This is a genomic window from Curtobacterium sp. NPDC090217, assembly GCF_044746705.1.
Taxonomy (GTDB): Bacteria; Actinomycetota; Actinomycetes; order Actinomycetales; family Microbacteriaceae; genus Curtobacterium.
In genome coordinates this window covers 1,387,812-1,402,294 of record NZ_JBIVCR010000001.1, presented here as the reverse complement: position 1 = coordinate 1,402,294, position 14,483 = coordinate 1,387,812, and the positions used below count along the sequence as shown (strand labels likewise).

The window sequence follows — 14,483 nt, the reverse complement described above, 5'->3', positions numbered from 1 at the left end:
AAGGGTCGCGGCGGCGCGGGCGGTCGGCAGGGGTGCGGACGGCGCGCGTACCCCGGGTGGGTGGCACCCGGAGTCGGGACTGCCGGTCGAGCCCAGGTCGGCGGAGACTTCCGGGGTGACCGACACCACGACCAGCCCCGCACGCCCGGCGACCACCTGGGAGCAGCACTCCCCCGTCCGCACCGCCGCGGAACTGCTCCTCGGGCTGTCGTTCTTCGTGACGATGGCGTTCGGTGGGTACGGCGCGGCGACCGGTCACACCTCGATCGTGGCTGGCCTCAGCGCGATCGTGTTCCTGACGACGCTGACCTGCGTCCTCGTGTCGTGGTTCTCCGGCGCGGGCGACCCCGCTGAGAGCGACCGCTAGACGCCTGTACCGCCGGCACCTGCTCCGTCGGCACCCGCACCGTCCGCCGCCGCCCGACGGTCCGCTCGTCGCTCGAACACCCGCTCGACGAGGAAGTACAGCGCCGGCAGCACGACGAGCGTCAGCAGCGTCGAGGACACCAGTCCGCCGATCACCACGAGCGCGAGCGGCTGCGAGATGAAGCCGCCCTGCCCGGTGAGCCCGACGGCCATCGGGAGCAGCGCGAAGATCGTCGCGAGCGCCGTCATCAGGATCGGCCGGAGTCGTTTCGTCGCGCCCTCGATCATGGCCTCCCGCACGCGGAGTCCCCGGCGCCGGTACTGGTTCACGAGGTCGATGAGGACGATCGCGTTCGTCACGACGATGCCCACGAGCATGAGCACCCCGATCAACGACGCGACGCCGATCGGGATGCCCGAGACGATCTGCAGCAGGATCGCCCCAGTCGCCGCGAACGGCACCGAGACCAGGAGCAGCAGCGGCTGCCGCAGGCTCCGGAAGGTCGCCACCATCACCACGTAGACGATCAGGATCGCGACCAGCGCGGCGAGCAGCAGCTGGCTGAACGCCGACGACTGGCTCGAGGCAACGCCGCCGATCGTGGCCGAGGCACCCTTCGGCAGGTCGAGGTCGTCGACCGCAGACGTCACCGACTGCACGGCGGCCCCGAGGTTCGCGGAGTCCGGCGTCACGGTGATCGTCGCCGTGCGGACGGCGTCCGAGGTCGTGACGGACGTCGGGCCGTCCGCCTGCTCGACGGTCGCGACGTCGGACAGCGGCACCACGCCGGTCGACGTCGGCAGTGACAGGTCGCGGAGCGCCTGCACGGTGGTCGGCGGTTCCAGGTCGGCGATGTACACGTCGAGCGAGGCGTCGCCGATCTCGACCGTGCCGGTGTCCCGCGGGGAGACGGCCGCGGCGACGATCCCGCCGACCTGGGTCTCCGTCAGCCCGAGCGCCGCCGCCTTCGACCGGTCGACCCGCACCGCCAGGTACGGCTCGGCCGCCGAGAGGTTGCTCGACGCCCCGGTGGTGTGCGCGACGTCGCGCATGGTGGCGAGGACCTTGTCCGCGGCGGTCCTGAGCTGCGCCTGGCTCGGTGCCGTGACGTCCACCTCGATGTCGCTGCTGCCGCCGAAGCCGCCGCCGGACGACGACAGCGAGATCGTGCCGGCGTCCGACAGCCCGTCGAGACGCTTGCGGGTGTCCGACTGGATGCGGGTCTGGTCGGCGTCCGAGTCGGTGGTGACGGCGTACTGGATCGACGCCGTGCCAGACCCCCCGAACGCCGCCTGGATCGACTGCCCGCTCGACCCGATGGTGGTCTGCACGGTGTCGACGCCGCGCACCGCCCGGAGCTGCGCCTCGACCTTGCGGGCGGCGTCGGACTGGACGTCGAGCGAGGCACCTGGATCGAGGTCCTGCGTGACCGTGAAGGTGTTCTGCCCGGAGTCGCCGAGGTAGTTCGTCTTCACGAAGGGCACCGCCGCCGCGGTTCCGCCGAGCACGAGCACGGCCAGCAGCACGACGAGCAGCGGGAACCGCAGCACCCAGTGCAGGACCGGCAGGTAGCCGCGGCGCAGGCGGTCTGGAGCCCCGGCGTCGTGGAGGTCGTCGGCGGAGCGGAGCGCGGAGTCCGTGGCCGAGCCGCTGACGGCGGTCCCCGTGCCCGCGTGCTTGTGTCCCTTGGGCGCGCGGAGGAACCAGTACGCCAGCACCGGCACGATCGTCAGCGCGACGAGCAGCGATGCGATGAGCGCCATGGACACGGTGAGCGCGAACGGCCGGAACAGCTCGCCCACGAGCTCCGCGACGAAGGCGACGGGCAGGAACACGACGACGGTCGTCAGGGTCGACGCCGTCACCGCGCCGGCGACCTCGCGCACCCCGTCGAGCACCGCCTGCCGCCGATCGACCCCGGGTTGCAGGTGCCGTTTGATGTTCTCGATCACGACGATCGAGTCGTCCACCACGCGGCCGATCGCGATCGTCAGTCCAGCGAGCGTGATGATGTTGAGCGTGTAGTCCGCCGCGCGCATGCCGATCGCGGCGAGCAGCACCGAGGTCGGGATCGAGATCGCCGTGACGATCGTCGACCGGACGGACAGCAGGAACACCAGGATCACGACCACGGCGAACCCGAGGCCGAGCAGCCCTTCCTCGGCGAGCGAGTCGATCGACTGCTGGATGTAGGGCGCCTGGTCGAACACGACCGTGAACTTCGGATCCCCGGTGATCTTCGACTCGATGCCGGGCAGGGCGTCACGGACGGTCTTCGAGACGTCGACGGTGTTGGCCTGCTGGGTCTTCGTGATCGCGATGGTCAGCGATTCCTCGCCGTCGACCCGGCTGATCGACGTGCGGGGCGACTCGGTGATGGCGACCTTGGCGACGTCGCCGATCGTGGACGCCGCAGCACCCCCGGTCAGCGGCAGCGCTTCGATGTCCGCGACCGAGGCGATCCGCTGCCCGGTCTGCACCGAGAGCGTCGAGCCGTCCTGGGTGATCGTCCCGCCGGGGATCAGCGTGCCGTTGTCGTCGAGCGCATCGGAGATCGCGGTCTCGGACAGCCCACGCGCCGCCAGCTCGTCGCGATCGGGTGTGATGAGCACACGGCGACCCGGGTTGCCGAACACATCGGCTTCGCGCACCCCGTCGAGCTTCTCGAGGTCGGGCACCGCCGTGGCGTTCAGTCGGTCGACGAGTTGTTCCTGGTCCCCGCCGCCGGACACCGCCAGCTGGATCACGGGCAGGTCGTCGAAGGACCCCGTGACGATCTGGGTCTGCACCGAGTCCGGCAGGGACAGGGCGTTCACCACGGTCTGGATCTTGTCCTCGGCGCTCGCCAGGTTGGACCCGTAGTCGAACTCGGCGGAGACGACGCTCTGGCCGGTCGACGACGTCGCGGTGGTGGACTTGAGGTCCGGCACCGCCTGGATGCCCTGCTCGATCTTGGTCGAGACGTCGTTCGAGACGACTTCCGGCGTGGCCCCCGGGTACGCGCTGACGATCGCGATCTGCGGGAACTGCACGCTCGGGATGAGCTCCTGTTTGAGGCTAGACAGCGATATCCCGCCGAAGATCGCCACCACGATCGTCACGAGCGCGATGAGCGCACGGTTGCGCAGGCTGAAGACCGAGAGGAGGTGCACGGTCCGATCCTCGCAGCAAGTCCCTGCCGCGGTTCACGGGGGAACAGATCGGTGGAGAACGGCCAGCTACCCGCCGAGCAACAGGTACGCGCCGAGGACCCCGACCGTGCCGACGACACCGACGCCGAGTGCGACCACCCGTCCGGCGGGTGAGCGCGCGACCACGACCCCGGCGATCAGCACGGCGACGCCGACCGCGATCTCGACGACCCAGGCCACGACCCCGGTGGTCGCCGCGACCCGCAGCAGCGCGCGCATCCCCTCACCGATGAGCACGGCGGCGACGGCGCCGAACGCGGCTCCGCGCCACCGTCCGTCAGCCGAGCGCACGAGTACGGCGACCGCGCCCGCGAGCGCCCCGGCCGGGACCGCCATCAGCACCCAGAAGTTCGTGATCGACAGGAAGTCCGGGTACCCGCGGAGGTTCGACGTCGCCCAGTACCCGATGTGCATGAGTTCGAGCAGCACCACCCCGGACACCATCGCGACGGGCAGCCCCACGCGGCCGATGCGGACCCCCATGAGCAGCAGCAGCGCGACCGCGACGACGAACCAGGGGCCCGCCGAGTTCGAGACGGTCGACAGCCCGGGCACCGCCTGCCCGTACGACGTGAGCACCCCGGCGAGCAACGCGCCACCGAGCGCCATCGTCAGCCGGGCGAACGCGGGCACGGTCGGCACCGGAGCAACGGGGCGGGAGGACACGAGCGGGGTCATGCCGTCGAGCATGACGGAACCCGGACACGAGGACATCACCCCACGGGCCGAACCGACGTCACCCCATCGGATGACCCACCACCGCGCACCCACAGCCCGCGACCGACCGCGCACGACCGAGCACGTCACACCACGGCGGCCAACGACCCCTGCACCCCCGACGACGCCCCACCGACCCGGTCCCACGCCCGCTCGAGCACGTCGACGAGCCGCACCCGGTCCGCGGGCGGCATGGTGAACGGCACCCGGAGGAACCGCTCGAAGCCACCGTCCGGCCCGAACACCCCGCCGGACGCGAGCACCACCCCCTCGGCACGCGCCGCGAGCACCAGCGCGCTCGACACGGGCCGCCCGAGCCCGACCCACGTCGCCAAGCCGCCGGCCGGGGACGGGACGTCCCACTCCGGGAGCCGCGCGCGCAACGCCCCCACGACCTCGTCGCGACCATGTCTCAGGTACTCGCGCCGAGCCTCCAGGACGGCGTGGGTCCGCGGGACCAGCTCCCTGGCGACCAACTGGTCGAGGACGGGCGTGCCCAGGTCGCCCTTCGGCCGGGCGAGCAACAGCCGCTGCAGCAGGTCGGGCGACGCGCGGATCCAACCGATCCGCAGGCCGCCCCAGAAGACCTTGTCGGCGGACCCGATCATCACGACGGACGCACCGGAACCGGCGGACGCACCGGACGCACCGGTACCGGCGAACGCCGCCAACGGCACAGCAGCGTCCCCGTCGATCCGCAGCTCCCCCATCGTCTCGTCCGCGATCACCGTCGTGCCCGTCGACGCCGCGACGGAGAGCAGCACGGACCGCACCGACGCCGACATCGTCGCCCCCGTCGGGTTGTGCAGCTCCGGCATCACGTAGGCCACCGCGGGCGCCGACCGCCGCAACGCCGTCTCGAGCACCCCGACGTCCCATCCGGAGCGCGCGTCGACGGGCACGCCGACGAGTCGGCCGCCGGCTTCACGGAAGGCCTCGTGCGCGTGCGGGTAGGTCGGCGACTCGACGAGGACGGCGTCGCCGCGACGGACGAGCACCCGCGCGAGCAGGGCGATCGCGTGCTGCGCCCCGATGGTCACCACGATCTCCGACGGGTCGGTCGGCAGACCGCGAGCGGTGTACCGCGCCGCGATGGCCGCACGCAGCCCAGGGTCCCCGACGGTGTCGTACCCGATGCCGGCGAGCGCCGCCGGCACGTGTCGCATCGCCCGTTCGACGGCCTCGGCGACACCGGGCGCGGAGTGCAGGGCCGCCTTGCGGAGGTCGAGCACGTCGCCGGACACCACTCCGCCGAGCCGTTCGGGGTCCGGCCGCCCCGCGAGGTCCCGCGGCAACCGCACGACACTGCCAGAGCCCCGCAGGGACACCAGGTACCCGGAGTCGCGCAGCCGGGCGTACGCGTTCGCCACGGTGGTCCTGGACACGCCGAGCGCCTCCGCCAGCCCACGCTCGGCGGGCATCCGGGCTCCGAGCGGGATCCTGCCGTCGATCACGAGCACGCGGATCGCATCGGCGAGGGCCTCGTACGCGGGGGCCTCGGAGCCGTCGCGCCACTCGTGGAGCAGGAGCGCTGCGGAGCGGGAACTGAGGAGGAGCGGCGTCATGGATCCACGCTAGCGCAATTGGCTCTCGACCAGCAGTCCAATCACGGCGAGCATCGGAGCCATGTCCCGCCCCACCGCCCTCACGCTCCGCTTCGTGCAGCTCTTCGTCGGCCTGTTCCTCTACGGCGCATCCACGGCCCTGCAGGTCAGGGCGATCGTCGGCGTGAGTTCGTGGACGGTCCTGACCGAGGGTCTCGAGAACGTCGTGCCGTGGTCGTTCGGCCTCATCACCGTGGTCTCGAGCGGCGTGATCCTGCTGTTCTGGATCCCGCTCCGCCAGAAGCCCGGCATCGGCACGTTGCTGAACGCCCTGGCGATCGGCCCGTCGGCCGACCTGGTGCTCTGGCTCGTCCCGACGCCGGCGGACCTCCTCGGCAGGATCGGGCTGTTCGTCGCCGGGCTGCTCCTGCTGGCGGTCGCGACGGCGTTCTACATCGGCGCCGGGTTCGGCACGGGGGCACGCGACGGGCTGATGGTCGGGCTGCACGAGCGACTCGGCTGGCCGATCTGGCTCGCGCGCACCCTGGTCGAGGTCACGGTCGTGATCGTCGGCTGGTTCCTCGGCGGGGACGTCGGCGTCGGCACGGTGATCGCGGCGTTCGCGATCGGCCCGATGGTCCAGCCGCTCATGCCGCTCTTCCGCCGGTTCCCGTGGAGCCCCGACCGGGCAGCCGGCCTGGAGGCCCGCCCCACCCCCGCCACGGAGCCCACGCCCGTCCCGTGACGGTTCCAGGGCCGTGACGACCTCAGCGCACCAGGCGGCTCTTGCGGATCCGCGAGACGCGATATAACGTGTCGTCACCAGACGCGATACATCGCGAGTTCGAGGAGACAACATGGCTCAGGAGAAGTGGCTCGTCGAGGAGCCCAAGGTCATCGACACCGGCATCGTCCGGTCACTGCGCGTCGGCCTCGTCGGCGGGCAGGTCGACGTCGTCGCACACGACGAACCCACCGCACGCGTCGAGGTCCACAGCGTGTCCGGCAAGCCGCTGAAGGTGGAACTGGACGGCGACACCCTGACGGTCGACCATCCGCAGATCCGCTGGGACGACCCCATCGGGTTCCTGAAGTCCTTCCGGGGCAAGGCCCACGCCGACGTCAGCATCCTGGTCCCCCGTGACGCCGGCGTGACCCTCGGCCTCGTCTCGGCCGGCGCACTGCTGTCCGGCACGAACCGCGGCGCGACGCTCAACACCGTCTCCGGGGACGTCGTCGTGGACGGCGTCGCGGGTGACGTCACCGTGAACGCGGTGTCCGGCGCGACCACCATGCGCGACCTCGACGGCGCCCTCACGGTGCACACCGTCTCGGGCGACGTCGTCGCGACCGGTGCGATCCCGCGGTTCTCGGCCGACGGCGTGTCCGCCGACGTCGTGCTCGACCTGCACGGCACGCCGGACTCGGCGCGCGTCAACACCGTGTCCGGCTCGGTGAGCGTCCGGCTCGAGGACGGCGTCGCCTTCCGGTGCACCGTCAGCACGGCGTCCGGCAAGCTCCAGTTCGACGACGCCGAGATCAAGGGCGTCAGGGGCTCGTACGTCAAGCAGGGCGGGGAGCTCTCCGGCCAGTGGCTCGACCTCCGGGTGAACTCGGTGTCCGGGGACATCGCCGTGCTGCACGCCCCGCCGGTGACGACGCCAGCGGACACCGAGAGCGAGGTGTTCGAATGAGTCCGGTCTTCGCCCACGGCCACCTGCGGCTGTACCTGCTCGTCCTGCTCGCCGACCACCCGATGCACGGGTACGAGGTCATCCAGGCCCTCGGGGACCGCTTCGGCGGCACGTACGTCCCGAGCGCCGGCACGGTCTACCCGCGCCTGGCGAAGCTGGAGGAGGACGGCCTCGTCTCCAAGACCGCCGACGGCCGCAAGACCGTCTACGCGATCACCGATGCGGGCCGCGCCGAGCTCACCGCTCGCAGCGAGGAGATCGCCTCGCTCGAGGCCGGCGTGAACGACTCGGTGAAGTCCCTCGCCGACGGTGTCCGCGCCTCGGTCAGCGACGCGATGCGGTCCCTCCGCGCCGACCTCGCCGCGTCAGCGCAGTCGACGAACGCGCAGTCGACGAACACCGAGGAACCCGTCTCCGTCCCGTCCGAGAGCGCCCGCGCCCTCCGCGAGCTCGAGATGGCACTGTCGTCGTTCCGGCAGCAGGTCCGCGCCGACCTGCGCCGCCGTGCGACACGTGGCACGCTCACCGCGGACACCGTGACGCGCCTGCGCGATGGGCTCGAGGACCTGCGCAAGTCCCTCTGAGTCCGCGCCGACGGGGCGGAGGCGACCCCCGCCTCCCGTCCGCTCGCCGCACAACCGAAAGCACTCCGCACCGCGGAAACCCGTGGTGCGGAGTGCTTTCGGTTGTGCGGGAGCGAACCGCGCCGCGCCGCCGCGCGGCCGCCGCGCTTCCGCCTACAACGCCGCGTCGGCGAACGCGTGCATCGCGTCGCGCAACGCGCGGGACGCACCGGCGCCCGCCCACTCATAAGCGTGCGTGAACCGCTCGTCCGCCACGTACATGTCGGCGAGGGTGCGGAAGCGCTCCGCGGTGAGCTCGGCGGGCGGGGTCGCCTGCGCCAGCCAGGCGAACTGGCGCCGCGCGAGCGCGACCCCGCGCGAGGACGCCGGCCCGTCACCGGACGCGGCGAGCGCTGCCGCGTCGGCGGCGATGGCGCGCTGCTCGGCCTGGAACGCCTCCTTGCCGGCTGCGTCCTTCGCGTCCCACCAGGTCGTGCCGCGCTGCCACGCGTCCGCACCCCAGCGTTCCTCGACCTCGGCGCGGAACCGCGACTGGTCGAACCCGTCGAACGTGTCGTCCGTGTTCATGTCCTCTCCCTTCCGGAGTCTCGTGATGGTGGTGCGCACCGCGGCGAGCTGCCGAGCGAGACGGTCCCGTTCGCGTTCCAGCCACGCCACGTGCGCGGTGAGGGCGGCGACGTCGTCGAGCTCGCCGTCGAGGACCTCGCGGATCGCCGGCAGCCCGAGCCCGAGCCCCCGGAGCAGCAGGATGCGCTGCAACCGGACGAGCGCACGGTCGTCGTACCGGCGGAGTCCGCCGTCACCGACCGCCGTGGCCGGGAGCAGTCCGATGGCGTCGTAGTGCCGGAGCGTCCTGCTCGACACCCCCGCCGAACGCGCCACGTCGGCGATGCCGTGCGGGGCTTTGGCAGCTGGCGACGCCGTGTCTGTCGATTCCCTCATGGAGGCGACGGTAGCGGTTGACGCAGCGTCAACCGCAAGGGCTTTCGGGGGATCCGCCGGGGTCGCGTTCGACGGAAGCGGAATACCGACCCCTCGACCCGTGTTGACTCGCGCCCGGAATTGAGTAGGTTTGCCGCTCGTGACGAACGAGATCCGGTCGCTGAAGTCGCGGCTGATCGGGGATCCCCTCCCCTCCGAGAAGCTCGAAGGACAGCTCCTCCCGAAGCACCTGGCACTGCCGATCTTCGCGAGCGACCCGCTGTCCAGCGTGGCGTACGCGCCGCAGGAACTCCTGATGATCCTGCTGCTCGGCGGGATGTCGTTCCTCACCTTCGCGCCGTGGGTCGCCGCGCTCGTGGTCCTGCTGCTGCTGGTGGTCGTCGCCTCCTACCGGCAGCTCATCAAGGCGTACCCGTCCGGCGGCGGCGACTACGAGGTCGCACACCGCAACCTCGGCGAGAAGGCCGGTCTCGTCGTCGCGAGCGCCCTGCTCGTCGACTACGTGATGACGGTCGCCGTGTCGGTGGCCTCCGGTGTGGACAACATCATCTCCGCGCTCCCGGTCCTCAACGAGTTCCGCGTCGAGCTCGCGCTGGTCTTCGTCATCCTGCTCGCGGCCGCGAACCTCCGCGGCGTGCGGGAGTCGAGCAAGGCCTTCGCCGTCCCGACCTACCTGTTCGTGGCGAGCGTGTTCGTCATGGTCGTGACCGGCCTGATCCGGGTGCTCGCGGGAAACGCCCCCGTGGCCGAGTCCGCCGAGTACACGGTGCAGAACGTCGAGCACACGACGCAGGCGGCGTTCATCCTGCTGCTCCTCCGTGCCTTCGCGTCCGGCTGTTCGGCGCTGACCGGCGTCGAGGCGATCGCGAACGGCGTGCAGGCCTTCCGCCGACCGAAGGTCAAGAACGCCCAGATGACGCTCGTGTTCATGGGCGGCATCGCGATCGTCCTGTTCGTCGGCCTCATCACCCTGGCGCTGGTGTCCCGCGTGCACTACGCCGAGAGCGCGTGCGACCTGCAGGGCTTCGCGAACTGCGCCACGACACCGCAGCGTTCCCTCATCGCCCAGATCGCGTCGGCGACGTTCGGGAACAACACGATCCTGTTCTTCGTCATCCAGGCGACGACCGCTGCCGTCCTGCTCCTCGCCGCGAACACCGCGTTCAACGGCTTCCCGCTGCTCGGCTCGATCCTGGCGCGCGACTCCTACGCGCCGAAGGCCCTCTCCACGCGCGGCGACCGCCTCATCTACTCGAACGGCGTCATCGTGCTGGCGCTCGTCGCGGCCGCGCTGCTCGTGGTCTACCGGGCAAACGTCACGAGCCTCATCCAGCTCTACATCATCGGTGTCTTCGTGTCGTTCACGCTCGGGCAGACGGGCATGGTGCGGCACTGGACCCGGCTGCTGCGCGAGGACCGCGAACGCGACGACGGCACCGCCGCGGCCGACGGCGAACCACCGCTGAACCGCGGCCAGGTCATCCGCTCCCGGCTCATCAACGCGACAGGCGCCACGTTCACCTTCGTCGTCCTGGTCATCGTCACGATCACGAAGTTCACGCACGGGGCGTGGCTGGTCTTCGTCATCATGCCGGTCCTGTTCGTGCTGATGCTCGGCGTGAACCGCTACTACCGCGACGTCAAGCACGAGATCGAAGCCGACGTCGAGACGGAGTTCGGCGCGACGGGCGACCACGCGATCGTCCTCGTGAACAAGCTGCAGAAGCCGGTGCTCAAGGCGCTCGACTACGCCATCGCCGCGAAGCACGCCGGCCTCGAGGCCGTGCACGTCTCCATCGACGAGGCCGAAGCCGCACTCCTGGTCGAGCAGTGGGCCGAGCACGGCATCGAGGTCCCGCTCACCATCGTCCCGAGCCCGTACCGCGACATCTCGATGCCGCTGATCAAGTACATCAAGGCACACCGGATGGAGCACGGCTCCGAGGTCGTCACGGTCTACACCCCCGTCTTCGTCGTCGGCCACTGGTGGGAGGGACTCCTCCACAACCACCGCGGTCGTCGGATCCGCAAGAAGCTCCTGCTCGTTCACGGCGTCACCGTGGCGCTGGTGCCGTGGCTCCTCGACTCGTCCGAACTGCTCTACGGCCGCCGCTCGCGGCCGTTCCCCGGCCAGGAGCGCCGTGGCGACCCCGTCCGACCGGCGCTCCGCCGCTCGCCGAACGGCGTCTTCCGCAGCGAGGAGGAGGACCGCGTCCTCCGCTCCGACCAGCGCAACAACCTCCTCAGTCCCGCGCAGCGCGCCAGCATGCAGTCGCGACGCGCGAGCCGCCCGGCCGGGCCGGCGGACGGGGTGGACCCGGCCCTCTGCACCGGTGAGATGCAGGTCCTGGTGCCGGCGTCCCCCGGACGCACGCCGACGTCTGCGGAGTGATCCGCGCCTCCCGGCATACGATCTGAACCCATGACCGACGCACCCGACCTGCGCACCTTCGCGACGTTCGACGGCCACGGCGGCAAGGTGTCCAAGCGCGTCGAGGTCCTCGACCACTCCGACGACCGGTACGAGGGGCTCGTCGCGGTGCGCGGCGAGCACCCGATCGGCGCGCTCGACGAGCGGCCGGTCGGCACCGCGAGCATCGGCTGGGTCGACCCGGCCACCCTCCGCGACTGGTACCGACCCGACCGGATCGTGGTGTCGTCGCTCGAGGCGCGTCGCTCCGACCTGCAGCCCGGCACCTACGCGGACACGCGTGGACGCGGTCGCGTCCGCATCGACGGCCTGGAGGCCCACCTCGGCCCCGACGGTCGGCCCGCGTTCCGCGCACTGGCCGGGTCGGGGGTCGTGGACCTGCCGTTGCCGAAGGACCAGGTGGTCCGACTGGTCGTCGTCACCGCTGACGCGGTGACCGCCTCCGGCGCGGCCGGCGTGGAGATCGTGACGACGCCGATCAGCCCGCTCCTGGCACCGGGGACGTACCCGGCGTATGCGGACGACGTGCCGGGGCTCCCGCCGCGGCCCGCGTCCGGACGGGTGAGCGTGTCCGCCGCGGTGCTGCTGGACGGGTCGCTGTCCCCGGTCGAGCGGCTCGACGAGCCGGGCAACACGCTCTGGATCACCCGGGAGGGGCGGTCGGTGCCGATCGCGGCGAACGAGGTCGGGCCGGACCTGGTGCGGTACACGGCGGTACCGGTCTGACGGCTGTCCGGCTGTCCGGCTGTCCGGCTGTCCGGATGTCCGGCTGACGTTTGTCCCCCGTGGGGGCGCTCGGGCTGACCGTGGTGTCGTGGGTCGCGCGTAGCGTCCGGCGCATGAGTGACAGCACTGGTGAAACCCTCGGCGGCGCCCGCCCCGACCCCACGACCGACGCGAGCAAGGACCCGGAGACCTGGGTCACCGGTGACGAGCCGATGACCGGGCCGCAGCGGAGCTACCTCGACACGCTGGCGCGCGAAGCCGGCGAGGAGCTCCCCGCGGACCTGACCAAGGCCGAGGCGTCGGAGCACATCGACCGACTGCAGTCGAAGACGGGGCGCGGCGACTCCTGACGTGTCGCGCCGGCGGCGGAGTTGTCCGTCGTCGGCGCTGTCCGTCGTCGGCTCTGTCCGTCGTTCTGGGGACCCGGGGCTGGGCATGTCCTGGCGATACCCGGGCAGACCCCCGAACGAGGGGCGATCGATGACACGTCACTGGTTACGGTCGGGGCCATGCGAACGACATCGACCTCGATCGGCCTCACCGTCCTCCGCGTCGTCCTCGGCGTGGTGTTCATCGCCCACGGCGCGCAGAAGTTCGGGCAGGGCATCCCCGCCGTCGCCGACGGCTTCGCCGGAATGGGAGTGCCGCTCGCATCGATCGCGGCGCCGTTGGTCGCCGGGCTCGAGCTCGTCGGTGGTGCGCTCCTCGTGCTCGGGGTCGCCACCAGGTTCGTCGGTGTGCTGCTCGCGGTCGACATGGTCGTCGCGGGGTTCCTGGCACACGCGTCCGCCGGGTTCTTCTCGCAGGAGGGCGGGTTCGAGTACGTGCTCGTCCTGGCCGCCGGTGCCCTCGCCGTGGCGCTGACCGGGCCGGGCCGCCTGTCCCTCGATGCGCTGGTGCTGCGCGCGTCGCGGCGTCGGCGTGGTGTCGCGGAGCCGCTGCCCGCGTAGGGGCGCCGTCCGGGCTCCGTTTCGCGCCCAGCGACACTTCTCGCGGGCCCGTGCCCGAGGACCGTCGCTCAGGCCGAGAGCTCATCCATCACCTGGCGCGCGATGAGCCGGCCGGCCCGGTTCGCCCCGATCGTCGACGCCTGGGGACCGTAGCCGGCGAGGAACAGCCGGGGCTCGTCCGCCGACCGCCCGTCCGCGACCACCACGCCGCCGCCCGATGTCCGGAGCCCCAGCGGTGCGAGGTGCCGGAGGTCGGCCCGGAAGCCCGTCGCCCAGATCACCGCGTCAGCGTGGACGTGCTCGCCCTCGCGGGTGACCACCCCGTCCGGCTCCATCGCGACGAACACGGGTTCCGGGTGCAGGACCCCGCGGTCGATCCCCGCGCGGATGCGGCGTGACACCGGGACGCCTGTGCCGCTGACGATGCTCGGCAGGGCTTCCCCTGCCCGGGCCGCGCGGTCCTGCTCGTCCACCGCGGCGACCGCCGACTCCAGGTCGAGCCCGGCGGTGTCGGACCACTCCACCGGTCGACGGGTGAACCACCTCGTCGACCGCGCGACGCCGTCGAGCTCCAGGAGGAAGCCGATCGCGCTCGTCCCGCCGCCGACCACGACGACGTCCTGCCCGCGGAACTCCGAAGCCGACCGGTACTCGGTCGTGTCGATCTGCCGCCCGCGGAAGGTGTCGCGCCCCGGGTACCACGGGACGAAGGGCGTGCCCCAGGTTCCAGCCGCGGAGACGACCACATCCGCCGTGATCCGGGAGACACGGCCGTCCGGCGTCCGGGTCGTCACGCACAGTCCGGTTCCCGCACGGGTGACGCTCGTCACAGTGACCGGCCGTCGGACCTGGAGGTCGTAGTGCTGCTCGAACCGGCGGTAGTACTCACCGACGACGTCGCGCGCGGGGCGGGACCGATCGGCGTCGTCGAACCGCAGGCCCATCGCCCGCATGCCGGGGAGGTCGTGCACGCGGTGGGCGGACCCGAGCCGGAGCGCTTCCCAGCGGTACTGCCACGCGCCGCCCGTGCTCGGCGCCCGGTCCAGGACGACCACGTCGCTCCCCGGCCGCAGACCGAGCCGGCGCAGGTGGTAGGCCACGGAGAGACCGGCCTGCCCCGCACCGATCACGACCACCCGGGCGTGCTGGTCGTCAGGGGTCGGTGTCGCGTCCGTCATCACATCCGATTCTGCTGGACGCGCGCACCGCTCGGCCATGTCCAGATAGGGGTACATGGTAGAGTGATCGGCAGATTTCCAACCACGAACCGTTCGGATTCTCCGGGTGATGACTCGTCTCCCGTAGCACCGGACACGAGCCGATCACGAGGGGGTCAC

General features: G+C 71.6%; 13 protein-coding genes. 8 read left to right on the top strand and 5 right to left on the bottom strand.

Translation table 11 applies throughout. From position 1 onward, the window contains the following. The first annotated feature begins 115 nt into the window (after nt 1–115). Nucleotides 116–367 carry a hypothetical protein gene (locus ACIPJ2_RS06890; protein ID WP_402728147.1) on the top strand — a complete coding sequence of 84 codons (252 nt, stop codon included), beginning with the start codon at nt 116–118 and terminating at the stop codon, nt 365–367. Here ACIPJ2_RS06890 and ACIPJ2_RS06885 read toward each other — a convergent pair. From ACIPJ2_RS06885 to ACIPJ2_RS06875, 3 genes are all read right to left on the bottom strand, one after another. Then, nucleotides 364–3,519 carry an efflux RND transporter permease subunit gene (locus tag ACIPJ2_RS06885; RefSeq protein WP_402728146.1) on the bottom strand — a complete coding sequence of 1,052 codons (3,156 nt, stop codon included), beginning with the start codon at nt 3,517–3,519 and terminating at the stop codon, nt 364–366. The two genes, ACIPJ2_RS06890 and ACIPJ2_RS06885, sit on opposite strands and share 4 nt — an antisense overlap. A gap of 66 nt (nt 3,520–3,585) precedes the next feature. Beyond that, nucleotides 3,586–4,236, bottom strand: coding sequence for a DUF6518 family protein (locus ACIPJ2_RS06880; protein ID WP_402728145.1), 651 nt, complete (start codon nt 4,234–4,236; stop codon nt 3,586–3,588). A 125-nt stretch (nt 4,237–4,361) separates the two neighbouring features. Beyond that, nucleotides 4,362–5,840, bottom strand: a complete 1,479-nt coding sequence (locus ACIPJ2_RS06875) for a PLP-dependent aminotransferase family protein (RefSeq protein ID WP_402728144.1) — start codon at nt 5,838–5,840, stop codon at nt 4,362–4,364. 61 nt (nt 5,841–5,901) lie between these two features. Between ACIPJ2_RS06875 and ACIPJ2_RS06870 the strand changes: the two genes are divergently transcribed. From ACIPJ2_RS06870 to ACIPJ2_RS06860, 3 genes are all read left to right on the top strand, one after another. Beyond that, the gene (locus tag ACIPJ2_RS06870; RefSeq protein WP_402728143.1) at nt 5,902–6,564 is read left to right on the top strand and encodes a YitT family protein; all 663 of its coding nucleotides are present in this window, start codon (nt 5,902–5,904) and stop codon (nt 6,562–6,564) included. Between the two features lie 112 nt (nt 6,565–6,676). Next, nucleotides 6,677–7,513, top strand: coding sequence for a DUF4097 family beta strand repeat-containing protein (locus ACIPJ2_RS06865; RefSeq protein WP_402728142.1), 837 nt, complete (start codon nt 6,677–6,679; stop codon nt 7,511–7,513). Further along, nucleotides 7,510–8,097, top strand: coding sequence for a PadR family transcriptional regulator (locus tag ACIPJ2_RS06860; RefSeq protein WP_402728141.1), 588 nt, complete (start codon nt 7,510–7,512; stop codon nt 8,095–8,097). The genes ACIPJ2_RS06865 and ACIPJ2_RS06860 overlap by 4 nt, the downstream gene beginning before the upstream one ends. A gap of 153 nt (nt 8,098–8,250) precedes the next feature. Here ACIPJ2_RS06860 and ACIPJ2_RS06855 read toward each other — a convergent pair whose 3' ends face one another. Continuing rightward, nucleotides 8,251–9,039: a MerR family transcriptional regulator gene (locus ACIPJ2_RS06855; RefSeq protein WP_402728140.1), complete on the bottom strand. Its 789-nt coding sequence runs from the start codon at nt 9,037–9,039 to the stop codon at nt 8,251–8,253. Between the two features lie 130 nt (nt 9,040–9,169). On the opposite strand from ACIPJ2_RS06855, the gene ACIPJ2_RS06850 reads away from it, so the two are divergent. The 4 genes from ACIPJ2_RS06850 to ACIPJ2_RS06835 all read left to right on the top strand — a co-directional run bounded on the left by ACIPJ2_RS06850 (nt 9,170) and on the right by ACIPJ2_RS06835 (nt 13,146). Then, complete coding sequence (locus ACIPJ2_RS06850; RefSeq protein WP_402728139.1) at nt 9,170–11,431, top strand: APC family permease; 2,262 nt, start codon at nt 9,170–9,172, stop codon at nt 11,429–11,431. A gap of 30 nt (nt 11,432–11,461) precedes the next feature. Beyond that, nucleotides 11,462–12,196 (top strand): hypothetical protein, encoded by a 735-nt coding sequence (locus ACIPJ2_RS06845; protein ID WP_402728138.1) that lies wholly within the window; start codon nt 11,462–11,464, stop codon nt 12,194–12,196. Nucleotides 12,197–12,309: 113 nt separating this feature from the next. Continuing rightward, on the top strand, nt 12,310–12,546 hold the full coding sequence (locus ACIPJ2_RS06840; protein WP_281266919.1) for a DUF3072 domain-containing protein: 237 nt from the start codon (nt 12,310–12,312) through the stop codon (nt 12,544–12,546). 159 nt (nt 12,547–12,705) lie between these two features. Then, complete coding sequence (locus tag ACIPJ2_RS06835; RefSeq protein ID WP_402728137.1) at nt 12,706–13,146, top strand: DoxX family protein; 441 nt, start codon at nt 12,706–12,708, stop codon at nt 13,144–13,146. A 68-nt stretch (nt 13,147–13,214) separates the two neighbouring features. Here the strand turns inward: ACIPJ2_RS06835 and ACIPJ2_RS06830 are convergent, their stop codons facing one another. Continuing rightward, complete coding sequence (locus tag ACIPJ2_RS06830) at nt 13,215–14,324, bottom strand: FAD-dependent oxidoreductase (RefSeq protein WP_402728136.1); 1,110 nt, start codon at nt 14,322–14,324, stop codon at nt 13,215–13,217. Nucleotides 14,325–14,483: the final 159 nt, after the last annotated feature.